At 34.1% G+C, this 24,960-nt stretch carries 14 protein-coding genes, 1 tRNA gene and 1 pseudogene; 5 read left to right on the plus strand and 11 right to left on the minus strand.

Features of this window, described 5'->3' with window-relative positions:
- Positions 1 to 144 precede the first annotated feature (144 nt).
- On the plus strand, positions 145 to 270 hold the full coding sequence (locus OOT12_RS02955; RefSeq protein ID WP_010405125.1) for a hypothetical protein: 126 nt from the start codon (positions 145 to 147) through the stop codon (positions 268 to 270).
- 162 nt (positions 271 to 432) lie between these two features.
- Here the strand turns inward: OOT12_RS02955 and OOT12_RS02960 are convergent, their stop codons facing one another.
- Both OOT12_RS02960 and OOT12_RS02965 read right to left on the minus strand, forming a co-directional pair.
- Positions 433 to 2,841, minus strand: coding sequence for an ankyrin repeat domain-containing protein (locus OOT12_RS02960; protein WP_264685380.1), 2,409 nt, complete (start codon positions 2,839 to 2,841; stop codon positions 433 to 435).
- 78 nt (positions 2,842 to 2,919) lie between these two features.
- Positions 2,920 to 4,455 carry an ankyrin repeat domain-containing protein gene (locus OOT12_RS02965; RefSeq protein WP_264685381.1) on the minus strand — a complete coding sequence of 512 codons (1,536 nt, stop codon included), beginning with the start codon at positions 4,453 to 4,455 and terminating at the stop codon, positions 2,920 to 2,922.
- Positions 4,456 to 5,129: 674 nt separating this feature from the next.
- Between OOT12_RS02965 and OOT12_RS02970 the strand changes: the two genes are divergently transcribed.
- A complete protein-coding gene (locus tag OOT12_RS02970) occupies positions 5,130 to 6,365 on the plus strand; it encodes a hypothetical protein (RefSeq protein WP_264685382.1) in 1,236 nt (411 codons plus the stop codon).
- Positions 6,366 to 6,466: 101 nt separating this feature from the next.
- Positions 6,467 to 15,415 carry an ankyrin repeat domain-containing protein gene (locus tag OOT12_RS02975; protein ID WP_264685383.1) on the plus strand — a complete coding sequence of 2,983 codons (8,949 nt, stop codon included), beginning with the start codon at positions 6,467 to 6,469 and terminating at the stop codon, positions 15,413 to 15,415.
- Here the strand turns inward: OOT12_RS02975 and OOT12_RS02980 are convergent.
- Positions 15,412 to 16,644, minus strand: a complete 1,233-nt coding sequence (locus tag OOT12_RS02980) for an IS256 family transposase (RefSeq protein ID WP_264685173.1) — start codon at positions 16,642 to 16,644, stop codon at positions 15,412 to 15,414. The genes OOT12_RS02975 and OOT12_RS02980 overlap by 4 nt on opposite strands.
- Before the next feature lie 482 nt (positions 16,645 to 17,126).
- Between OOT12_RS02980 and OOT12_RS02985 the strand changes: the two genes are divergently transcribed.
- Positions 17,127 to 17,954, plus strand: coding sequence for a hypothetical protein (locus OOT12_RS02985; RefSeq protein ID WP_264376429.1), 828 nt, complete (start codon positions 17,127 to 17,129; stop codon positions 17,952 to 17,954).
- Between the two features lie 80 nt (positions 17,955 to 18,034).
- Here the strand turns inward: OOT12_RS02985 and dnaQ are convergent.
- From dnaQ to rpsD, 8 genes and pseudogenes are all read right to left on the minus strand, one after another.
- Positions 18,035 to 18,694: pseudogene (dnaQ, locus tag OOT12_RS02990) on the minus strand (DNA polymerase III subunit epsilon).
- An 801-nt stretch (positions 18,695 to 19,495) separates the two neighbouring features.
- Entirely contained in the window at positions 19,496 to 20,008 is a 513-nt protein-coding gene (locus OOT12_RS02995) for a hypothetical protein (RefSeq protein ID WP_264375332.1), read from the minus strand.
- A 98-nt stretch (positions 20,009 to 20,106) separates the two neighbouring features.
- Complete coding sequence (gene lipA, locus OOT12_RS03000; protein ID WP_264375331.1) at positions 20,107 to 20,970, minus strand: lipoyl synthase; 864 nt, start codon at positions 20,968 to 20,970, stop codon at positions 20,107 to 20,109.
- Positions 20,963 to 21,277 carry a 50S ribosomal protein L28 gene (gene rpmB, locus OOT12_RS03005; RefSeq protein ID WP_006012685.1) on the minus strand — a complete coding sequence of 105 codons (315 nt, stop codon included), beginning with the start codon at positions 21,275 to 21,277 and terminating at the stop codon, positions 20,963 to 20,965. Before rpmB ends, lipA begins: the two co-directional genes overlap by 8 nt.
- A 54-nt stretch (positions 21,278 to 21,331) precedes the next feature.
- Positions 21,332 to 21,655, minus strand: a complete 324-nt coding sequence (locus OOT12_RS03010) for a DUF721 domain-containing protein (RefSeq protein WP_006012687.1) — start codon at positions 21,653 to 21,655, stop codon at positions 21,332 to 21,334.
- A gap of 267 nt (positions 21,656 to 21,922) precedes the next feature.
- Positions 21,923 to 22,117, minus strand: a complete 195-nt coding sequence (gene iscX, locus OOT12_RS03015; RefSeq protein ID WP_007302643.1) for a Fe-S cluster assembly protein IscX — start codon at positions 22,115 to 22,117, stop codon at positions 21,923 to 21,925.
- 20 nt (positions 22,118 to 22,137) lie between these two features.
- Positions 22,138 to 22,224, minus strand: a tRNA-Leu gene (locus OOT12_RS03020).
- Positions 22,225 to 22,234: 10 nt separating this feature from the next.
- Positions 22,235 to 22,849, minus strand: coding sequence for a 30S ribosomal protein S4 (gene rpsD / locus OOT12_RS03025; protein WP_006012690.1), 615 nt, complete (start codon positions 22,847 to 22,849; stop codon positions 22,235 to 22,237).
- 113 nt (positions 22,850 to 22,962) lie between these two features.
- On the opposite strand from rpsD, the gene tkt reads away from it, so the two are divergent.
- Positions 22,963 to 24,891, plus strand: coding sequence for a transketolase (tkt, locus tag OOT12_RS03030; protein ID WP_264375330.1), 1,929 nt, complete (start codon positions 22,963 to 22,965; stop codon positions 24,889 to 24,891).
- Positions 24,892 to 24,960: the final 69 nt, after the last annotated feature.

Raw genomic sequence — 24,960 nt, forward strand, 5'->3', positions numbered from 1 at the left:
AGCAATGTAACGTTTATAAAAGTAACAATATGAAAAAACATCGAAAAAAGTATGTGCCAGAAAATTAAAAAAGGTTATTACAAAAGGAGCTACTGCAAAGGGCCACACAAAAAGATGTTGAAATCGATATAGAAGAGCAAATAAATGTTACAAAATCAATTATGTAAAAATATCAATACAAGTGATGAAGATTTTAGCATATTAGGTGCAACAATGGTAGAAAATGATCCAATTTTAGCTGCATATTTTAATAGTAGACCTGGAGTGTAAAAGGCAGCTCAGCCAATTGTATGTCCCATATCCTCATTTTGTAGCCAGCTTAAAAACAATATAAAAGAGTATTCTTAGAAGACATTGGTACGAACTCCTTAACCTATAAATTATAGTAGTTTATATTTAAATAATAATCTTCAACTTTTTTAGCAAATCAATCTACCTAGAAACTTCTCTCCTAGGATCAGAAGTCCTTCTTAACTCTTCACGTTCTGTCCATTTGTTGTTAGACTCGCTTATTACTTCAGGACGTATTAAATATCCACCAGATCTTTCAAAATATCCTTGCTCAATAGCATCGTAGACCCTATCTCCACCAAGTAAGCAACTCTCACCTAATTCTTCTTCATAACCTTTGAATTTTTCCAATACTTCCTCTTTATTACTCGCTTCTACTATAATTTTGCTTTTATCTTGTACGTCAGGATACAGTTTAACGTCTATCTTTCCCAAACTAGTATAGAAAGTCAGTACTATATTGCCCGTAAGGTTAGTATAATTTCTTATCCCATCTTCCGTTATAATTTCTACCTCACTTTCACCGATTGCTATTACATCTCTTCTAGATTCTATACTTCCATGAGTTAAATTTGCTTCATTTATGATTTTCGCAACCTCAACTACACTATTTTCTGAATATTCCAAATAGAGAATAGAGTTATCCACTTTTACATTTTTCACCTTGCCAGTAGTTGCACTTTTAACAATTTCCATAAATTTCAAACTACGCTTTGCATAACTTTCATAGGCTTTTACCATATTAGCTTTGTGGCTTTTAAACTCTTCTAGTTCATCAATGACAAGGATGCTGCTTATAGTATGTAGTACTACTCCTTTTGATACTAAGTTACATACTATACGACTAGCAACCTCTACATCACTTGCAATTCTAGAGTTCTTTTTTAATTCACTAATTTTTCTTATTATACAATCTGCAAAGCCATATTTACTCTCATATTTCTTGTCATATAAACTTCCTGACACAGCAAAGTTCAGCATTACTCCTGCTTCTATAGCTCTTTTTACAACTTGCTCTAACTCGTTCATGTTTTCGGCTGCATTGGCCATATCTAAAAAAGTTTTCAATTCCTCCCGTTGGTTTAATATTAAAATGTCCCATAAAGTGGAAGCTTTAGGTAAATGTTCTTTGTCCTTCCATCCTTTGTAATCAATTGCTCCTGCTTCTAACAGTAACCTTTCTGCTTCTTTAAAACGAATTTTATCACCATAACAAGCATCTCTAATCTTTTGAAAAATACGAGACTTTCCTTTGCAATCACGAAGATTTAAAATCTCTTTAAGACCTTCATTTCCTCTGTGCTGATTTAAAAACTCTCTTAGTTGATTAGTGTCAAGGCTATGACCGCAAATATCTTCTAAATGGCTTTTTGCTCTCATTTGCTCCTGAGTTAAAAAGATTTGTTCTAAAATATTCACTTCAAAAGGTTTTTTGTTAATAATTACAATATCTAGAGGAGTTTTTCCTTGTTTATCAGGTTGATTACGTGCTCCTTTGTTCAGAAGTAAAGGTATATTTAAAGTATTATAATAAGCAGCATAGTGCAAAGGTGTTTGTCCTTCACTGTCAACTATGTTAGGATCAGCTCCAGCCTTTAAAAGTAAAGTTATAAATGCTCCAACTGCCCAGGCCATATCTTTTTCTACTGCCAAACGCTCCATACTTTGTATTACATGCAGTATTGTCAACTTGGACTTTCCTCTTTGAAGATTGAGAACAATCTTTAGATCATCATTACTTTTGTTGTCTTGTAAAAAATTCTCAAACCTTGTAATGTTACAAAATGGAAAGTCTTTTAGGAGACTTAACAACGCCTTATTCAAATTTTTTTGGCCCTCTTTTAATAAGTCAGGTGCACCTGAAGACCACTCAGATATTAAATTATTGAATTCTTTCCTTTTTATAATAGAGATCAAAGAGCTGTTATCACTAAGCAGCAATGAGTATTTAAGTGATTCATATTCATCATCTACTTGCTCTTCTTTCTGTTTCGCTTCTCTCTTCTCCAAATTATCTATATCACCATCTTTTAAATACTTCAAAAATTCAACATTTCTATTTTCCAGTAAGGGACATGCTCCATTCTTCATAAGAATCGAGATCATTTTTGTATTTCGGCCAGCCAAGTATAATGGAGTCCTACCTTTTTCATCTACTGCATTAACATCAGCCCCATTATTTATTAGGTGCTCTACTATTTTTGTTTTGTTACCCAAGATAGCATAATGCAAAGGAGTACTTCCATCATTATATTTCTTCCTAACACTTGCCCCATTCTTTATCAGGACCTCTACCATTCGTGTATTTCTATGCAAGATAGCATAATATAATGGATCACGATCGTATATATCCATTCCATTAACATCAGCCTCTTTTTGTATAAGAGTCTCTACCATTCGTTTATTATTTTTCAAAACAGCAAGCTGTAATAGGCCAGATGTATCTATTTGTTTTAGCTTCTCTTCTACTTTTCTGAACACATTACTCTCACTTAAACCAACGTCAGTATCAATAGAAGCTAGTATTTCTTCCAACTTATCAAAACTCATAACTCTCCTCATTTTAAAACTCCATATTTTATTATTATATACTTGACATAAAAAACAAGAGCTATGTAACACTTACTCTTAAGGTGTAACTGGTTCTGGTAAATTTTGTCTCCCTATTTCATATTCATTTAGCTTAGTACTAGGCTTTAATATTGCATATGTAATGCCACTAGCAATGGCTCCAACTATCAATGCAGCAATAACTAATATTGATAAACTTATATGAGTAACAATACATCCAATGGTTACTGTCAACGTGGCTATTACACCTACAGAGAAACCGGTCTTTATTGCTCTTGAAGTTTCAGAATGCTTCTTTTTTTGAAAATTAAGATACTCAACAATATTTTTGTGGCCGCTTCTATCAGCTAAATCCAGGGGAGTATTACAATCAACGTCCTTTACATCAATAGTAGCCTTTTTTTCCTCTACAAGATATTGAACTATGTCTGAGCGACCCATTCTAGCAGCTTCATGCAACGCAGTACTGCCATTTTTGCTTTTTGCTTCAACGTTAGCCCCTTTGTCTAACAGAGCTTGAACTACTTCTAAGTGACCAGTTTCAGCAGCAATATGCAAAGCAGTACAGCCTTCGTTGTTTCGTGTTTCAAAACTAGCACCCTTTTCTAACAGACATTGAACTACTTGCAAATGACCACGTCCAGCAGCTTCATTCAAAGCAGTATCGCCATCCTTGTTTTGTGCATCAATATCAGCACCTTTGTCTAGTAGAGCTTGTACTATTTTTAAGTAACCCTCTCGAGCAGCAATATGCAAGACATATTTGAAACTCTTCTTTAGTATGTCAGTATTATCCATTTTATCTAATAGAGCTTGAACTACTTCTAAGTGACTATTTGTAGCAGCATAATGCAAAGCAGTTAAGTCATCATTTTCTTTTGCCTCAAAAACGGCTCCTTTTTCCAACAGAAATTTAACTACTTCTAAGCGTCCCTCGCTAGCAGCAATATGCAAAGGAGTTTCATTATCATCGTTCTCTTGGTTAATATTAATTCCTTTTTCGTCTACAAAGTATTTAACTATTGCTAAGCAACCGTTTTCAGCAGCAAGATGCAAAGCAGTATCGCCATTGTTGTTTTGTGCATCAATATCAGCATCTTTATCTAATAGAGCTTGAACTATTCCTAAGTGACCTCCTCTAGCAGCATAATGCAAAGCAGTACATCCTTCGCTGCCTGGTTCCTCAACACTAGCCCCTTTTTCTAACAGAAATTGAACTACTTCTAAGTGGCCATCTTCAGCAGCTATATGTAAAGGAGTGTCATTATCATCGTTCTTTTGGTTAATATTGATTCTTTTTTCATTTATAAAGTACTTAACTACTGCTAAGCAACCATTTTCAGTAGCACAATGAAGAGCAGTGCAGCCTTCGCTATTTTGTTCTCCAACACTAGCCCCTTTTTCTAACAGAAATTGAACTACTTCTAAGTGGCCTTCTTGAGCAGCTATATGTAAAGCAGTATCGCCATTGTCGTTTTGTACCTCAACATCAGCACCTTTGTTTAGTAAAGCTTGAACTGCTTCTAAGTTGTCATCTTTAGCAGCACAATGTAACTCAGTATTACCATTATTTTCGTGTACATTAGGATACATAATTTACCTCACTCTAAAAATCCATGTTTTGATTATTATACACTTGATATAATTAGCAAGAGTTTATTTTTTAGAACAGCAAATTTGTTGTATATAGGTGTAGAAAAATATCTTTTATTTCAAATTGGATAGAAAAACACTCAACTTAGTGTCATAAGGATTTCAATTATTTACTCCTTCAAAAAAGGTCATACATTTGCGAGAACAAGCCACGTAAAATAGGGTTATAAAAATAGAAAATTTAAATTATTTCCATAATCTTAGGCAAAACAGTTCGTATGTAGATATGGATGAAATGTGCTAATGTGGCTAGTTTTAGCGTATAATGAAATCACTATATTAAAAAGTTCGTATGGTACACTTGGTAGACCATGCCATCCCAAGAAAAACACTTCTCACCGACTTTGATTTTGAACGCTGGAAGTGGTTATTTTACTTGAGATCTTAATAATATATTTTGCTAAATTAATACTAGTTTATTTTAGAATAATCACTAAGGTAGACTTATAAAAAACAGAATTAAAAAATGAACAAAAGATCGTATATTAAGACTATTAAGAGCCTTTTACTGAAAACCACTTTAGGTTAGAAAATTTTTCTAAAATAGTAATTGACAGAGTTTTAAAGGTAGAGCAATATCCCTAAAATATATTAAATCTTGTTAAGGGGTAAGTATGGATTACGAAGATGTACAAAAGATATTACTAACGTCTATTAAAGAAGATGATCCTCATAAAGGGCTTAAAGAGTTAGAGATTAAAAGATGGTGTATTGCATATCAGACATTGCTGAATAAATGGGGTAGAACAATAATACCACCCCTTTTTAAGAAAGTTTTAGAAGATGAAACTTGTTGGAAGATAGAAGATGCTTCAGGACAAATTAGACTCAATAGGTATACTTTCGGGGAAAAATTGTTAGCCTTGAAAACTTTGGATGGGCAAAGAAGTCTTATTAGACCCTTTGATCGCTACAAAATAGCCTGCTGGTGTTGTTTTGAGGACGAGATAAGAGCTATTTTTGAAGAATTTAAATTAACATTAGGTGGTAAACCAGTAGAGAGTTTAGTTAAGGGATGTGATAAAGGGGCTTTAATGATCTATTGGTCACATGCTATGAATAACCAAGAACATCAGTTAGAATTAAATAATGAGCATCCATACGTTTACGCTTTTAAATGTGCAATGCTGGAAAAGCATGTTGAAGCTTTGGAATTCTTCTGGAATAAGTTACAGTCAATTGGTTCTGTATCCCCAAAAAGGAAAGAAGATTTATTGATGGAGGTAGCATATAATAAAGGGCGTTTTTCCACTGACGATGTTGGTATGGTTGATTTCTGTCTACGTTACCTTCATGAAGATAAGTATCATGAGTTATTGAAAAGGGATTTTAAACAACATGGGTGTTATTATACTTTAAGTATATTAAGAAGAAACCATTCTTTCGAAAATGCTAGAAAGCTATTTGAACATTTAAAGCCAGAAGATTTATCTCCTGAAGCTTACAGTACATCAATGTTTTCAGCATTAAACTCGCTTGTTTCTGCACCAGATGATAATTGTGTTAAATCTGGCAGTGACATGCTCACCTCTATGTGGAATTGTCCTGGCTTTGAGTCTCATAGACAACACTTTTTGCATGAGTTAAGTGGACAGTACTCACCGTCCAGATATAGAGTTGGTTGTTTAATTGAAAGGAATATGGCTATTGAGATATTGTCAGAAATTATCAATTCACTTAGTCAAGAGCAAATACAATATATTATGGATAAAGATAAGTCAAGGTATGAGGTATTTGCCAAGGTTAGAAATAAGCAACTAGTTGGTGGAGGTGGTGATCAGTTGCCAAGTTCATCATTAGATGTAGAAACTATACAGCAGAAGGTAAGTGGTGTTAGAGGCGAAGTGTAGAGTTTCTCTTTTTAAAAATTCAGTTACTTAGACTTAAACGAAAGCATGCAAAGAGCTTAGTGAGGATAAAATTTGTAAAGGGTTAAAATCGGGGGCTAGTTATGGTTAATAACGATCAACAGCAAGAAAAACCACAAGATTTCGAGCTAATGGAGTTACTTTTTGGGAAAGTAGATTCTTCAACTTCTGATTCACTGGATAAATCTTTTGAAGCAAGATATCAGTCGTTGGTTGATCAAATACAATCTTATTTACATTCTAGTGAAAAGCCTGGCTTTTTTCCTCATCGATTTTTAGGTTCTTTTTCCAGTGTATTAGATACTAAACTTAATGACAAGTTAGGCATAAAGAAATTGCACTTTCGTTTTGAGGGGGCGAGAACTTTAAAAGTTGTAGCAGAAACAGAATCCAAAATACATGTTTTTATTTTCACTGAAGATATAGAAGCTCAACATTCTAAACAAACAAATACTAAGAATTTCGAATTCACCACAGGTGAGTGGAAGAATGTGATGGGTAGAGATTATACTAAATCAGATGCGCATAAGCTTCAAATTGATGTAATAAAAATTTTAAAAGATAAGTATGAGTTAGTAAAAAGCAGATCGAAGTCAGATAAAGATGTTAAATCGAAGAAGTTATATTTATACTTGAGGAATAACGTATTGAAGTGTAAAGCTAAGGATGTATATGGAAATACTCAAACGATACAAATTGGTCCTGATGAATTAAAAGGTAATAATGCATTTAAAAATAAATTTTTTGATGAAATCAAGCAGTTTTTAGATAAGTCAGGTAAAGATCTTAGTGATGATGTTAGAAAGGAGTTATCAAGAATCACGTCAGCAAAGGGATATACCTTAAAGAGTGATGGAGAAGATGAAAAAATAAACATTAAGGTAGAAAGTAAAAAGAAGATTGTAGATCAACCCATCGAGCCTACAGTAAAGTTTCAAGAAGTGACAAAAAAGTTAGATAAATCTGTCTATCTGGAAAGTTATATTGAAAAGCTTGCTAACCCAGATGCAGAAATAGATCAAGTTCAGGATAATCTTGAAAAAATTCTAACTTACATAAAAGAAGTTCATACCAATTTAGATTTACAGGGTAATGTTTATGGTATTAAAGCTCGCGAAGCTGCTCAACATGGCTTTGTAGCAGGAATATTCGATAATTTTCGATATCGTGATAATACCAAACTCTATTTGGAACAATTTGCTGGTGGAGGTTACGCTGATATTGTTTTGCTTGTTCGTGGGCCTAATCGTGCTATTGATTCAGTTCCAATTCTTATTGAACTCAAGGCTGGAACTGAAGGACAAGTTGATCCAAGTGATGCACTTGAGCAAGCTAAAGATTATATAAAAGGTTTTAGACCAAATAAGATGAGGATTTTAACCAATGCAGATAATGCCATTGCTGTTGGGTTAAATTTAGATGACGCGGAACCGTTTAAAACCGAAGTACAACCTATTAAACAACCACCAGCTCCTTTGATGGAGGAATTTATCGAACTAGTTGGCGAGTGGGATAATCAACAAATTTCTGAGGAAGATTTTAAGCAAGAAATAACGGATTTGTTATCAAGTGAATACCATACTTTTCCAGCAAATAAAGAAACAAAAGATCATTACTATTTCAGTCGAGACATATTAGGTCAATCAATTTTAATCAACAAGATTGGTCAAGATCAAAGTAACATTAAAAAATATATATACTCATATGGTGAGTACCCTCTGGATTGGTCTGGAGGAACGGAGTACACTTTGTCCAAAAGCCCGGTTATGACATTAATATTTGTTCAAGGTAATGAAGGGCAAGAAAACACAGCATTCATTTTTCATATACGAGAGTCCAATACAAAAGAATTCTATGCTGATAAAAAAATTCCAGTGCTGAACATACCTGAAATAGGAAGAGTAGGCAATGTTATAGAAATTAAAATGAGTCTCAAAAAATATGAAACAGGGTTATCTTTTGAAGACCTTTTTGAAATAGAACAGATAAGTAAATATGAATCAAGTGGTAATGATCAACAATTTACAGATGGCAAGTTTATTGAGATACCTAATTCTGATGAATTAAAGGCAAAATTTGATCAAGCAATCACTTCTCAACATGCTTCCGACGGTGAGGGTTCATTGCAAGCGTATAAAGTGTTGCTTACTGAAGTAGCAGATACGATTTACCCTATTAAAGATTTGATTACTAATGAAGCAAGGTTACAAGCTGTTCTTAATGGTTTACTTAGTAGTTACAGTGATTTGAAGCTAAAAGAGACTTCTACAAAACAACAAGATTCTGCAAAGACTGTAATTATACCTGAATTTCAAGTAGGAGCAGGTGGTCGTGTAGATATGGTAATTCAAGGTATTGGTCCTTCACCTCAGGGTACTAAAGAATACACTCCTATAGCGCTAGAATTTAAGCTTATAGATAAAAACTTAGATGAAGAAGGAATGAAAAAAGAAGTTGATAAATTAACAAAAGAACAAAATGTTAGATATGCTAAAGGGGCGGCACTGAAAGCAATTACAGATAGTGATAAAATGTTTTTCATGGGTGTGGTTGTTAATATGAAGGCTAAAGATAAAAATTCTTTAATATTAACGAGTGATGAGTTTGTTTCTGCTATAGTAGTTCATAGTTCTATTGACATAGCTAAGAGAAAACATTTAGAAGAAATACAAGAGGTAACTCAGAGACTCAAAAATATTGGTATACAAGAGGAGAATTTACGTACATTAGAATCTGCAACAGCAGAAAAAGATTATCATTATTGGCTTCAACAACATGATATAGCTGATATTGCAAGAATAAAATACGATTATGGAATTGACACATTGTTTGAAATAGTGGGATCACCAGAACATATAGTTAATCAATTGCAACAGTTTCAAGATAGAGTAACAACAAGAGGTGAAAGAAGGCCATTAACTTTAATTGTTAATTTAGATAATAATCACTGGGTTACGTTGGTCATCTCCCATCAAAATGGGCAGTATAATGGATACTATGTAGACTCGTTGGGTAATAATGTTCCAGATAATATTCGTCAAGTTTTACAACAGGCTCAAATTACCGTTAATGATGTTTCTGTTATTCAACAAAGAGATGGTTATAATTGCGGCTTATGGGCGTTAGAAAACGCTAGAGATATTAATACTGTGTTGCAAGGAAATAGATTAAGTAATATTCCTGATGAAATACGTAACCATTTGCGAATTCAAAGAAGAGAAAATCATTTTATACGTATGAGAGAAGGTATTTCAAACACATTAAGTATAGATCCACAACGTATAGCTAACTTAGAGGCTGTACTTGCTGGGACACAACAACCAAAATTCGACCTAAATAGTTGCGTAGGAGGAGGTAGAAGTAGAAGAAGTATCAATCCTTGTTTATTTTCAAAGGGTGATGTGGAAGAGTTTAGTAAAGGGAAAGTAGATGGAAATAATGTGGACAAAATTATAGTTGATAGCGAAAAATTTCTAACTTATGTTAAAAATAGTCAAGATGAAGCAAAAAATGCTCAACTAGTGGAGTTTGTTAGGAACAAAAATATTGAAGGTGACTATAAATATTTAGTTGATAAGGTAATTGAAGATCAAGGATATGAGCGCTATGTCCAGAATGAACGTATCAAGGATTTGCACGGTGATATTGTACATCAAGAGAGTAGTTTAACAAAAAATCTAAAGCTAAAAAGCAGGTTAATGAATGCTGCTGGTGGGATACAATTAATAAGAGGGATCCATGGTGCCATTGTGTCTTGTAAGGATGGAACAGCAACGGATTGTGGATTAAATCTAGGCGGAATAGGATGGTCTTTTGCATCTCAACCAATTGAGAATGTAATGGTTAAAATTACTCCAAGAGTTGTAACATCAGCTGAAAAGGTTGTAGGAAAAGTTATACCAGGTGCTTTAGGTGAACAGACAAAATTTGCTATTCGAGTTGCAGGAGTAAAATTTGGAAGTACAATAGCGAAAGGTACAGCAGGAGCTTTAACTGGTGTCTTTGATATTGTTGATATAGGCATGTCAGCAAGTAATCTTGTAGATTGTAAAAAAAGAGAGAATAGTGATAATCCATGTGGAGAGAAAGAAATAAGAGATAATATAGCATCTATATCTTTTTCTGGTGTGTCATTTGTTTCTGGTGTTGCTCTTACAGCAGCAAGTATGCCGGTAGTTGGTATTGCAGTTGGGTTTGGGCTCATGGTAGGTTGCGGAATTTATAGTGGTGTTAGCAATATCGTAGAGTACAAGAAAAAGTATGATACAACCCATGGAGAGAATTGGAGTATTTTTTGGCGTACACTTCTTTTTCAACCTATGGCAGCTGATGTGCAGCATCTTGCAGCTAGGAAAGACATAGTTAATAGTTTAGCTAAACAAGTTTGGAAGGCTTTAAATAATGCTCCTAATAGTGTTATTGCTTATGGTGTTGGTCTTGGAAAAGTAAGTGGTAATACTCTTCGTCCAGATTATGCAACGATTATGATGAATAGGAAAAATGCCAATACAAAAAATCTTTCACGTGTTGTACCTGATTATATCAAAGGTGCTAACATGCTTTGTTTACCACAGATTACTAATCAAGATTATGAGAAAGGTATTAAAAGCTCAGTTAAGTCGGCTGTATACTACTGTGAAAATGCAATGGTTATTAACCAAGGTGGTAGAGTAAACGTGGCGCAGAAAGACAAGACAATTGTTTATGATCTACAAAATGTAAACAGAGGTACAATTGTTGGAAGTAATGAGTGGCACAATAATTTTCTAATTGGCTCAGGTACAGCAGAAATAACTGGTGGTAATAATGTAGTGAACAGGTTTGTTCTTGTAAATAACCCTAGCTTTTCAGGCAAAATGATTGGTGGAAGTAACTCTATTAATATACTTGATCTAAGTCAATTAGCAGAAAATAAAGTTACAGGTGTGATTGACTATCGTTTTAAGCCTAGTGCCTCTGGGTCATTAAAGGCAAGAGTAAATGGTCGTTGGCTAATCAATGATCAAATTGATAATAATGGCATCTTTAATTACTACTATGTTGGAAGAAAGAACAAGGTGGATGAGATTTCGTGCATGGGTTATTCTGAACACTTTACAGGAACCGATGATCGTGACGTTATCATAGATAGTGGTGGTGGCTCTAACAACAATGAGAAAGATGTAGTTGAAAGTTGCAAAAAAGTAATTATTTCGCCGTATACTAGAGTCAAAGGTAGAAAAAGCAATTATACTTTTTACGTAAAAACTGCAGACTATAAGGGTAGGGGGTTATATTCAGAAATTGACGTAGATGGAACAGGAACTGTAAGTTTTCCTGAATTTGATTTATTAAGTGATTGTGATCAAATAACTTACTCTAAAAACAGTAATACTTTATCTTTGAAAATAAATTTTGGTCAAAATAATCAATTTACTCTCGATATAAAAAATTACGTTGAGCGAAGCAGTAATAAGCCTTACTTTGTACTAATAGATAAAAATGGTAGTAATATTGTTCCTAAGATTGAAAGATCAGATTCATCAACTATAAAAATTACTTCATTTGAATTACATTCAGAACATTCCTTAGATAATTTTGACGATGTTGCAAGTCATTATAAGAAAATTCTAAACAATAACAAGGATTACAAAGTCTTTAGTGTTATCAGAGATAGAGTACAGAATCATGGTAATAGTGCAGTTCCACATATGGTTTTTGGTTCTCTGGAAGATGATGTAATAAACTTCGATCAAGGAACTATGTTTGCTAGGGGAGGAGGAGGAAGTGATGTGTATTTTATTAGCAATGATATAAATAGTAGAGAAGTTAAAATTGATAATAACTCAAGTGATAAAAAACTAGATACACTATTTATGTCGGCAGTTGAGAAAGATTTTTCAATCCAGCAATGTGATCTGTATTTAAAATACAATAATAGTAACATTCGAGTGAAAAATTACTTTCAAGATCCTAATTATAGGCATCTTATAGTTATGAACAAAAAAGGAGAAACTTTTATCCCCAATATACAATCAATGTTTTGTTCTCCCTCTTCTTCGGGAAAGGGTAAATTAGTTCCTTTTTTCCACTCTACACAAGCTCAAAACATGTTTGTGTTACCTAAAGATTTTCAAGATGATCATGTAGTGATAGATTCCCGTCTTGAAGATATTGAAAAATATAAAGATAAAGATGACCTCTTATTAATAAGAGAAAGTGAAATTCCTTTTATTATTAGAATAGAAGGGTTTTATACTAACCGAAATAAATGGAAAAATATTTCTTATTCTTTATGGAATAATAATGACCTTTTCCTATCTTCTGGCTTATTAGAAAATGTTGATAATGTAGTGGAGTATAAGGATAAACTTAGAGGTGATTATGAAAGAATTGTAAAAGAATATATTGAAGACTTTAGTGATTCTACTAGTATCATTCAGCACAATCAAAAATTAGAAAAAAATATCTCTATTTCTGTAGGACAAGATGAGGAACGAATAGGAGTAATGGTACTAAAAAATATTACTCCGGATCAGGTTGAAGTTTCTAGTAGTGGTACAGATCTGATATTTCGTGATAAGAAGTCTAATCATACGATCAACATGAACAATTGGAATAATTCTGAATCTTATAGAATTTCTACGTTGGAGTTTGATCTAGGTTTAGAACCAATAACGCTCCGTAGATTAGATAGGTTTAGTTTATCTGAGGTAAGAAAAATACAAGCTTTAATTGATAAAGCTTCAGAAAATTACCAAAATAGAAGTAAATATACTCCTAAAGTAGAAAATGACTTTAAATGTTTAATATCAGTTGACGATTTTGAAAGAGAAAATAGAGACTCAGCACATCAATGTCTTGGTTTTCCTTCACTGCAAGACCGGGTTAGCTTTACAGAAAGTTCCTGTAATTTAGAACAAATTGAGGAATTAAAAAATAAAACGCCAAGTAGTAATCAGATTTTAACATTGCTTGAAAAGTTAGAAAATGATCTTTTGCTGAATGGTTATGATTCAGACATAATAGATCAGTGCAATAAGCGGATGATAACTTCAGGATTGGGGGTATTAAAACCATTGGTAAGCACAGCAGTTTATGAAGGTAAAGAGGATGAAGTTAAAGTTCTTCTTGATAAAGCTGCTAAAAAAAGTACTGCTGATGTTGAACATAAAAATCAGTGTTCACAGAACTGGACAGCTTTGAATTATGCTGTTTACAACGGTAATGTGAAATTAAGCAAAAGTGTATTTAAATCATTTTTAGAGAAGAAAGGTGACATTAATGCCTTAACTAGTTGCAACGATGATAATTGGGCACTTTTACACTATGCTGTTCATTACAGCAACTTTGATATGGTTAGTTTTCTTGTAGATAAAGGTGCTAACATTGAAATTAGAAGTAAGGAGGGTCAGACACCCCTGCATTTGGCTGTTGAAGAAGCCAAGCAAAATATAATTAATCTTCTTCTTGATAGAGGTGCTGATATCGAGGCTAAAAACAACGATGGTAGAACACCTCTGTACTTAGCTGCTTACAATAATGACTCAGGTGTAATTGAACTTCTTTGTAACAGGATCAAGACTAAAAGTAATGACGCATCTAAAATGATAAAACAGGTTGGATTTTTAAAGAAGGAAGTTGTTAACCAAGCAAATATTCCATCTAATGCAAAAAGATTGGTAGAGTCTTGTATAAGTAGTTTAAGAGATTCAATAAAAAGTGCAGCCAAAAAGGTGCTAAAGGAGGGTATACTGCATAGTCGTAGTGCTTCGACTATTGAACTCATAGATAAGGTTTATAATTTCGATGAAAGGTTGTTTAATGAAGCAATTAAGGAAGCTGTAAATGACACATACGCGGGTGTAGGTATAGAAGGAATATTAAGGTTTATACGCAGTCACCATTATATTGGTCAGTTTATTCCAGGTTATATAGCTGCGTTTGACAAAATACCAAAGAATGATGGTGCAATGTTCAAATTAGCTTACTCTATTAGAGAGACCATGACAACGCCTAGCGTCAATTCAGAAGAGAAATCTGATCTTGAAAAGCTAAAAAACAAATTACCAGAATCAGTGAGAAATGCAGTATTTTCTTCAGAGATATGTATTAAAAATGTTGAGTATGGAAGGTATTTGTACTCACCTAATAATGATTGCATGTACCACTTAAACAAGTGTGACAGGGATAGGCGGTATGTGTTCACTTGGCCTTCAAATGGAAATAGTGATCAATTTAAGTGGAAGGTTGAGCTCAATGGCGATAATGTGTATTTAAAGAATGTTGAGTATGGAAGGTATTTGTATTCGCCTAATGATGATTGTACATACCACTTAAACGATTGTGACAGGGGTAGGCGGTATGCGTTTACCTGGCCTTCAAATAGCAATAGTGATAAATTTAAGTGGAAGGTTGAGCCTAATGGTGATAATGTGTATCTCAAGAATGTTGAGTATGGAAGGTACTTATATTCACCTAATAGTGCTTCTACTTTCCAAGTTGACAATAACAGGCGGTATGTGTTTACCTGGCCTTCAAATGAAGAGGGTGGTCAATTTAAGTGGAAAATTGAAAATTGTGGATCTACTCGCAAGAGACGTAGCATACGAGAATTAAATGGTTATAATCAAACTGCAGTGGACTATCAGTTAATATTAACTGAAGAAAATAGTCAGCAAATAGCAAGTAGAATATCTGCTATAGTGGAAGATGTTGAAAGGCATACCTTTTTAAATCAGTCAAAAAATAAGTTATATTTAGATAGTTATTTAAATAATAGAGGGAGAAGCAATGCTGCGGATTCTATGAGGAGAGATGTATGTAATGAACTCAATGCAAGTGAGAGAAGAAATATTGTTCTAAGCGGAAACGATGTATGTGCAATTACTTCAGGTTATGAAACACTTGATATTGAAAACTTCCCTATTCAAGAAGTAGTGATTAATGATGATGTCAATGGAAAGAAAAGTTTAAGAAGTACATTAGACCTACATCAGTTGGTGCAGCAGATAAGGGAACGTTCAAAAAAGTGTGTCAAGCCGCATTTTTAGTTCAACTCAATTTTCAATCTATCTGGAAAGAAAATATCAAGTTGAGAAATAGTTAAAGCCCAATTAGGGAGAGCCATAATCCACTTTTGCTCTACCTTTTTTATAGCACAATATACCTGTTTGTACAAGGCATTTGTACTAGTAAATGAACCCTTAGTTTTAGTAAATTTCCTGATTTGTCTATGCAACCCCTCAATTGGATTGGTGGTGTAAATCAGCTTCCTAACTTGCCCAGAATACTTAAAATAACTGGATAAGTTTTCCCAATTGTTCTGCCAGGATTTTATAACTAAAGGATACTTCTCTCCCCATTTTTCTTCCAGCTCAAGCAGATAATTCTCAGCGATCTCTTTACTTGAAGCACGATATATTTTTTTCAAATCATTCATGAAAACTTTTACATCTTTGCTAGATACATATTTCAGTGAATTCCTTATCTGATGCACTATACATAGCTGTACTTCTGCCTTAGGAAACACACTATTTATAGCCGCAGGAAAGCTTTTTAGCCCATCAATGCAGGCAATTAGAATATCTTCTACTCCTCGCTCTTTTAGGTCATTTAGAACTCCCAACCAGAAGTTAGCTCCTTCACTTTCAGCCAAATAAAAACCTAATACTTCTTTTCTGCCATTTTGATTTATGCCCAATATATTATACATGCATTTACTTATACAATGTCCGTCCTCCTTGACCTTAAAGAACATGCCATCCATAAACACTATTGGATACACTGATTGCAGTGGGCGGCTGCGCCATTCATTGATTACTGGTAGCAGTTTATCAGTAATACTGGATATCTCTGCTGCTGATATTTTGTGGTCATATATTTCCTCAACATGTGAAGCTATATCTCTGTATCCCATGCCACTGGCATATGTGCTTAAGACCTTTGCTTCAAGTTCTGGATGTAGGCTTGTTTGCCTTTTTTTGACTATTTGCGGTTCAAAGCTTCCTTCTCTGTCTCTTGGTGTTAATAGTTCAAATGAGCCTGAACTTGTACGTAAAGTTTTTGCATTCCTTCCATTTCTTCGGTTATTTTCTTCACTTTTAGCTGACATGTGGCTTTCTATTTCACCTTCCAGACTTGCCTCTAGCAACCTTTTTATAAACGGTGTTAATGCTCCATCTCTTCCTGTCAATGGTCTTCCTTCTCGTATAGATGACAGGATATTTGTTTCTAATTCTTTATAATCTACCAAACCAGTAGTTCTATTTGCTTGACCCATATCAAACCTCCATTTTTTATATCAATTTATTACTTTTTTTTCGGTTTGACACACTTTTTTGAACGTTCCCTTTCGGAGAGAACAATGGCAATTACGTTTGTACAATAAATGGTGACCTATCTTGGATGAAAGGGGAGGATCTATACCATAAGGTGGATAACAAGCTAGAAGAAGCAGAAGTAGACCAGGCAGCAATGGAAAAGCTATCATTGAAATAAATTGTTGGAACTTTCTATTATCAAACAGTGCGGAGTAGGGGGTGTGTTCTTCGGGAATGCAGCTAAGAAAAAGATTTTGCCTTAAAATAGTTGCTGCGGTGGCAACATCTGCGTTAGCGATTGGTGGGATTACATATATAATTTTGAAGCCTAATTCCGAACGAAAAATAAGTGCAAATCTTTGAAGCATAACCTTTACTTATTGTGGAAAATATGGAATAAAAATTAGTGTTAAAATTAATACATATAATATGAAATTATGATATGGCAAAAAAAATAGTTAATGCATTAAAATCTGAAGTGGAAAAGCTCAAGTATGCTGATTTAAAATCTGTGCCAATAAAATCAGATTGTTGGAACTCTGGTTACAACACATATATTGACCTTAGTAGATCGCACAACCTTACTATTAACGAAAAGGAAGTAACCAATGAGCTTGTCAAGGAGCTATATTCAAAACATAAAGATCTCATTTTAGAAGATGAGAATGGAAGAAAGAACTATAGTCCATTTCTTAAGCAAATTTTCATAAAAATATTTGAATATGCTGGTGCAGAAGTTCCGAGTGACTCTATCATGGAAGAATTGATAACTAACTATCATCAAGAAGGGTATAATCATTTTCTGTTTCTTCATATATTAAAGGCTCTTTCTCCATTTGGCTTACTTGTGTTAGATTCTAGCATAACAATAACTTATAGTATGGATTGCCGTGACTCCAATTGTCTAAAATTTAATTTTAGCATGGATTGTATAAAGGTGTGCAGCAGTGATCTTGTTAATGATATTAAAACACCAGGTTTTTGCAGTTCAGTAGAATTTAAGTTAAAATCTAAGGGTAGAAGCATAACATATGAGGATGGTAAAGTGCTTATTAATATTCCGAAAGAGCTGAAAAATTATAAAGCAAGTGGTAGAAGTTTGTGTGACATTACTATTGAGTATTTTCAAGAATTTTTTGGAAATTTGGGATTTAAATTTGAGACAAAAGTGGAACATATTCTAGGTGAACCACTTAAAGTGTTAAAAGATGTAAATACATACCATGATAAGAACTTAAACTTGAACCAACAGTTAAGTAATTCAAGATAAGATATTGAGATTCGCATTTTTAAAGCTAGAAAACACATTCATTGAGAGAATAATTTCGCTACTGAAAGCAAAAGGCGTTTTTACAATCTTCTATCTACTACTCCCTCATGAACAGATACGTTAATCTCATCTAACTGCTCACTAACTTCTTCATTACTTGGCAAGTGTCCTCTAAGAGATAAGTTACGTACTGCATGCTGACATCGATCCAAAGGAGTTTGTAATCGCTCAACATATACTTTTGCTAGCAACTCAGCGTCAATTAGCGCTCCATGTAACTCCCTGCTCTCTAGCGATATACCAAAACGCTCACACAATGCACTTAAAGAAGCCGGTGGTCCAAATTTCTTTCTTGCAAGCGGTAATGTATCTAACACTCTGTCTGAAGAGATTAATTTGGCATTCAGTTTACCAAGTTCCATGTTCAAAAATTTAATGTCAAATCCAGCATTGTGAATTACCAAAGTATCGCTAGATATAAAATTAAGAAATTCAGATGCAATCTCTGAAAATAATGGCTTATCCTTTAGAAATTCTTCGCTGATACCGTGAACTTTAAATGCACCTTTGTCTATGCTCCTTTCTGGGTTGATGTATCGATGGAATACTTTGCCTGTTGGAATATGATTAATTAGTTCTACACACCCTATTTCGATAATTCGATGGCTATTGACATCAAGACCTGTAGTTTAAGTGTCAAGTACTATTTCACGCAGCCCATCTTGTTTGGAAAGTTCTATACTTAACCTACTACTAGGATCTGACTGACTATTGGTAGCTTGTATCGTTTTTTTTCTTTTAGCTACTAATTTTTTTGTAGCACCTTCACCATCTTTTACTCTAGAGTGTCCAGGCGCTTCGGTTATTGAGCTTTTTTTTATACTATCAAGGATAACTTCTTTATCATTTAAGAATTTTTTACCGTTACCTTCTACATAAAGTGAGGTGAGATTTTTGAGTGCTATATCTCCTCCATAGTGGTGGCGCCACACTCCAACAATGTTGTTGTTTTCTACATTTAATAAAGTAAGATTTGGGAGACGTTTGCTGCCAATCAAAAATGCAAAACCTCTGTCTCCAATATTGTTATTACTTATTTCAAGTAAAGTAAGGTTTTTTAGATTGCATTGACCTATATATCCTGCACCTTCAAAACCGAGTTTATTGTTCCTTAGAGTGAGCGAAGTAAGATGTGTAAGTTTACTTAACTCTTTTACATCTTTACTATCAATCTCTACATTTATTAAATTAAGCTCGTTAATGCCTTTTTTACTCTGTAGAAAGTTTGCTAGCTCTCTTATATCAATTTTAGCACTTACATCTGATATTGTTAAAGCTTTATCATGTACATATCCACTAAAACCCACCTTACCCTCTGTTAATATACTATGTAAATATTTTAGCTGGCATCTCAGTAGCTGTCAATTGCTTATATAAGATCTTAAACAGCTGGTTTAGGTGCTGTAAAATTCATACTTTTTGTGATCAGCTAAGTAAAAAGTCAAGCCTAGGGCAACTCACTAAGCTTTTCTGATTTATTGTTATACAGTTCTTGAGTTTTTTTCTTCCTTTACAAAAGAATCTGTTACTAAATCCTTTAAAGTTTCACCAGGCTTTTCTAGCAATTCAGGTTTAAATAAATACTCAAGTCCATATATTGCTAATGTAACAGCTACAGCAACTAAAGCTGCAATTAAAAATGGTGAACTTATTTCTTCTGTTATGAGTGTTAAAGTTATTAAACCTCCTAGAAGCCCAATTACTGGTGGAACAATAATTGCTGCACCTCTTTCCCATAATTGTGTTTTCTGTACTCGCCCCCGTATTAACAGAAAATATGGTGAAGGCGCCGGGTACTGCCCTCGGGTCCAATTCTTTTTTTTGCTCTGTTTCTTTTTCTTGCGTCGTTTACACTCTCCTTTTTTTCCTTCAAGTGGAATTTCTTTAACTTGGACTTTCGGACAAAATTTGACCTTTTTTTTTGGCTTTTTTTTGTCAGAAAAAGAACGTTTTGATAACTCAGTGTAGTCAACTTTTTCGTTAGAATCGCCCATAACTTTTTCGCTTCATCAATACCTATATTAAATTATATTCTAAATAAAGTCAAGATATTAATTACTATATTAAACTGTACTCTGAAAAAATTAAGATATTAACTACAAGCCTTGAGCCTGTTAAAATCTTCTTCAGCGTGGTACGATGACCGAGTCAATGGGCTTGATGCAACTACCAAAAAGCCTTTGGAATAAGCAATATATTTATAATGCTCAAACTCTTCTGGGGTAACATATCTATCAACCTTTACATGCTTTGGAGTTGGTTGCAAATATTGACCAATTGTAATGAAGTCAACTTCGGCGCTACGTAAATCATCCATAACCTGAAAGATTTCTTCTTTTGTTTCTCCAAGACCAACCATAAGCCCTGACTTCGTGAAAAGTTTAGGATTAATCTGTTTCACCATCTTTAGCAAATATAGTGAATGAAAATAACGAGCTCTTGGTCTTATTTTTGCATACAGCCTTGGTACTGTTTCGATGTTGTGGTTATAAACATCAGGTGATGCAATAGCTATTGCTTCAAACGCTCCTTTCTTATTTAAAAAATCAGGAGTGAGGATCTCTATTGTTGTTTCCGAAGTTATCTTTCTAATTTCTTCTATACACCTTATAAACTGATTTGCACCACCATCTGGTAAATCGTCACGGTCAACAGAGGTAATGACAACGTGCTTTAAATTTAACTTTTTTATTGCTTTTGCTAAATTTTCTGGTTCATGAGGATCGAGCTTATCAGGAATGCCAGTTGCAACGTTGCAAAACGCACAAGCACGAGTACAAACAGAACCGAGAATCATCACAGTAGCATGACGTTTATTCCAACATTCACCAATATTTGGACACGCAGCTTCTTCGCATACTGTATGTAAGTTATGTAGCTTAACAGTATTTAAGGTTTCATTGAATACTTTACCAGCTGGAGCTTTTGCTCTGAGCCATGTAGGCTTACTATGCATTTGAAACAGCTAGCTCTACCTCTTGTTTTGCTAAAACTTTCTTTAATCTTCTTTTTATCTTTTGCGCTTCTTTACTTAGTTTAATTGTTTTTGTATTGAGCAAGAAAGCATCAAGATCACCTTTATAATCTATAGTTCTTAAAGTTCTTGTTGCTATACGAAAGCTAAACTTTTTGTCTAATATATTACTCGTTAATGTAACCTTATGTAAATTTAAGAGAAAGGTACGCTTTGTTTTACGATTTGAGTGCGATACCTTATTACCAAAAGACTTTTTTCTATTTGTTAATTCACAAATTCTACTCACTTCAATATACCAATTTATCCTATGTAACTAGGTTAACCTGATATAGTTAAATAGTCAACTCCCTTGCTTGATTTTTATACCGTATACTGCTTTATAGCCAAAAAACACTGTAATTTTTTCTATTACAAGAGAAACCATATGCTGCATTTCTAATGCTTTACTGCCATTTGTTACTAACAGATGCAGAACACCAGAATTTACGTTTTGTGCGTATGAGATCTTTTGTGGTTTTGTACATTCTGCTAATTCCTCTCCAACTATACTTTTCCAGTTTAAAATAAGACGTATTTCATTTTTGCTGATCTTATTTTTCATGCATTTTAATGCATAGTTTTCTATTATAGATTTTAATTTCTTTGGCCCGCTATATTTAAACATCTTTCCAGTGCTTAAAATTAAATTATATTACAACTTTCTTATACAAAAAACTAACTTATTGTTTTCATGATCCTCGGCCTCACACATAAAAAGCAGTATTTGTATATCTAGCATTTGCCAGAATTTTGTGTTTCCTACCTTGTAATCATTTTTAATTTTAATTTGTTAAATTATTATGAAGCTAATTAAAATTCGGGTAAAGTATAGTATTTCCAAGAAAATTATCTTTTTACTGTATGCAGTAATTTTCTTATAGCTATCTGTTTTTTAAGATCTTTCTGCAATCCAAGCTGCTTGAATGGCCTCTAATATTTTTTCATTACAATACTTTTCATCATCATCAAACTCTTCTAAATCCAAGACTTTTCTTTTAAGTTCAGTGAATCTAATACTAATTATATCTTCATTTGGAAATTTCTCTTCTAGAGCTTCTGCAATATCTTCTATATCAAGCCATTTCATACTTTTTTAATAAATTAAACTGGTGCCCATGGGGAGACTTGAACTCCCAAGGTCGCAAAACCCACGGATTTTAAGTCCGCTGCGTCTACCGATTCCGCCACACGGGCCTTATGTTGTTTATCTAGAGTAAAATTCTACTACTAAATTGACTTCCATGTCTGCTGAATAGGGGACTTCGGAATATTGAGGCGCTCTCAAATACTTCACTGAAAGTGCTTTGCTATCTGCCTCTAAATAATCTGGAGCCTTACGTTCTTGTTTTTGTTCAGCCTCTATTAATATAGGAATTTTTGCTGCTCTTTCCCTTATTTTTACTATATCACCAGGCTTCACTCTATAACTTGATATGTTAACCACCTTATCATTAACTGTAACATGTTTATGAGATATAAGCTGTTTTGCCGAGTAAATTGTTGGCACAAAACCAGAGTGATATAAAACAGAACTTAACCTTGATTCCAAGGCACCAATAAAATTATCAGCCGTATAACCTTTTCTTTTGTAAGCATCTAAAAATGTACGTCTAAGCTGCTTACTTGAAATTGCATAGTAGAACTTAAATTTCTTATGTGCAGCAAACTGCTTACCAAAATCAGATAACTTCTTAAATCCAAGAATACCATGCTGACCTGGAGGGTATTTTCTTTTATTGACTGAATCTTTTGCTCTACCCCATAAGTTTACACCAAGCCTGCGACTGATTCTATACTTTCTATTGATAACAGTTGTCATACAAAAATTCTCACAATCTAACTATAAATTATTAATGATTTTAACATTAAGTGTCAACTTGTTTTTGCCACTATGATATAGTATACTTCACTTTTAAGTTTTCCTATTAATACATGAATCATCTACTACTAAAATCCATGGCAAATGCTGTCCGCTTTTTATCAGTTGATGCAGTACAAAAAGCAAATTCTGGACATCCAGGTATGCCACTTGGCATGGCAGATGTTGCCACTGTATTATTTGCTAAATATCTAAACCATAACCCTGATGATTCTAAATGGATCAGTAGAGATCGTTTCGTCCTATCAAATGGTCACGGTTCAATGTTGCAATATTCTATATTATATCTGACAGGCTACATTAGTATAGATGAACTAAAAAACTTCAGGCAACTTACATCAAAAACTCCAGGTCACCCAGAATTTGGCTTAACTTCTGGTATAGAAGCAACAACAGGCCCGCTTGGTCAGGGATTTGCCACTGCTGTTGGCATGGCACTTGCTGAATCGATTCTTGAAAAGCAGTTTGAAATCAGTCACTACACTTATGTAATGCTAGGAGATGGTTGTCTTATGGAAGGTATAAGCCATGAAGCAGCGTCCCTTGCTGGGCATCTTAAATTAAATAAGCTGATAGCACTTTTTGACGACAATGACATCTCTATAGACGGCTCTACTAGCCTCTCTTGCTCTGATGATGTAGAAAAGCGTTTTTCAGCGTATGGATGGAATGTTGACAAAATCGATGGGCATGACTTTGATGCTATATCCCTTGCAATAGAGCAGGCGCAAAAGTCTGATAAACCTACACTAATCTGTTGCAAAACTATTATCGGAAAATTTTCGAGCCGTGCTGGCACATCTTCTGCTCATAGTGGTGCCTTTACAGAGGAAGATGTAAAACAGATGAGAGAAAAATTAAATTGGGACTATGAACCATTTCATGTACCAGAAGATGTGAGAAACGCTTGGATAGAAACAGTTAAGAGGGCAAAGCAAAACTATACATCCTTGATCAATAAAGAACTACAAAGAAGACTTGAGAAACGTTTGCCGAATAATATCGAGAGTGATTTGGCTGATCTGAAGAAACAAATATGTAAGCTAATGCCAAACGAAGCTACTCGATCTTCTTTCGGCAGAGTAATGGAACTATTAACTAAGTCTATGCCAGAACTAATTGGTGGCTCTGCTGATCTTACCGGTTCAAATTGTACTAAATATAAGCATATGCAGACAATAGATAGTAATAATTATAGTAGCTCTTATGTCCACTATGGAGTGAGAGAGCACGCTATGGCAGCTTGTATGAATGGTATGGCTCTTCATGGTGGAATTATTCCTTATGGTGGAACTTTTTTAGTATTTTCCGATTACTGCCGCCCTGCTATACGTCTTTCAGCTTTGATGAAACAGCAGGTTATATATGTAATGACTCATGACTCAATTGGAGTAGGAGAAGATGGTCCAACTCATCAGCCAATAGAGCATTTAGCCTCTTTGCGAGTTATACCAAATCTATATGTTTTTAGGCCAGCAGATGCAATTGAAACTTTAGAGTGCATTAGCATTGCACTTGAAAAAAAAGAGTCACCTGCACTATTTGCGCTTTCAAGGCAGAATATTAATTACATGCACTCTTATACTGACCAATTGGCCAACCTATCAAAATTTGGTGCATATATACTATGCGAATATTCAGGGAAGCTAGAAGTGACGATATTTGCTACCGGATCTGAAGTTGAAATTGCAGTTGAGGCAAGAGAAAAATTACAGAAAAAAGGTGTAGGTACAAGGGTCATTTCTATGCCGTGTTGGAGGCTTTTTGACGAGCAAAGTGATGAATATAAAGGGGTAGTATTAAATAATGACAGCATCAAAGTTGCAATTGAAGCTGGAAGTGAAGTGGGTTGGCATAAATATGTAGGCTCAAACGGTATATTTATTGGCATGAAAAATTTTGGAGAATCAGCACCTTATGAAGCTCTTTATAAGCATTTTAATATTAGCGCTGATTATGTAGTAAAATGTGTTTGTGAATAACACTTTTTGTCATTACGCTGCGCATAAAATTACTTAATGAACTCAGCCAGTGCCGTTATTATGATATAT

The organism is Wolbachia endosymbiont (group B) of Parapoynx stratiotata, assembly GCF_947250635.1.
In the GTDB taxonomy this organism is placed as follows: domain Bacteria; phylum Pseudomonadota; class Alphaproteobacteria; order Rickettsiales; family Anaplasmataceae; genus Wolbachia.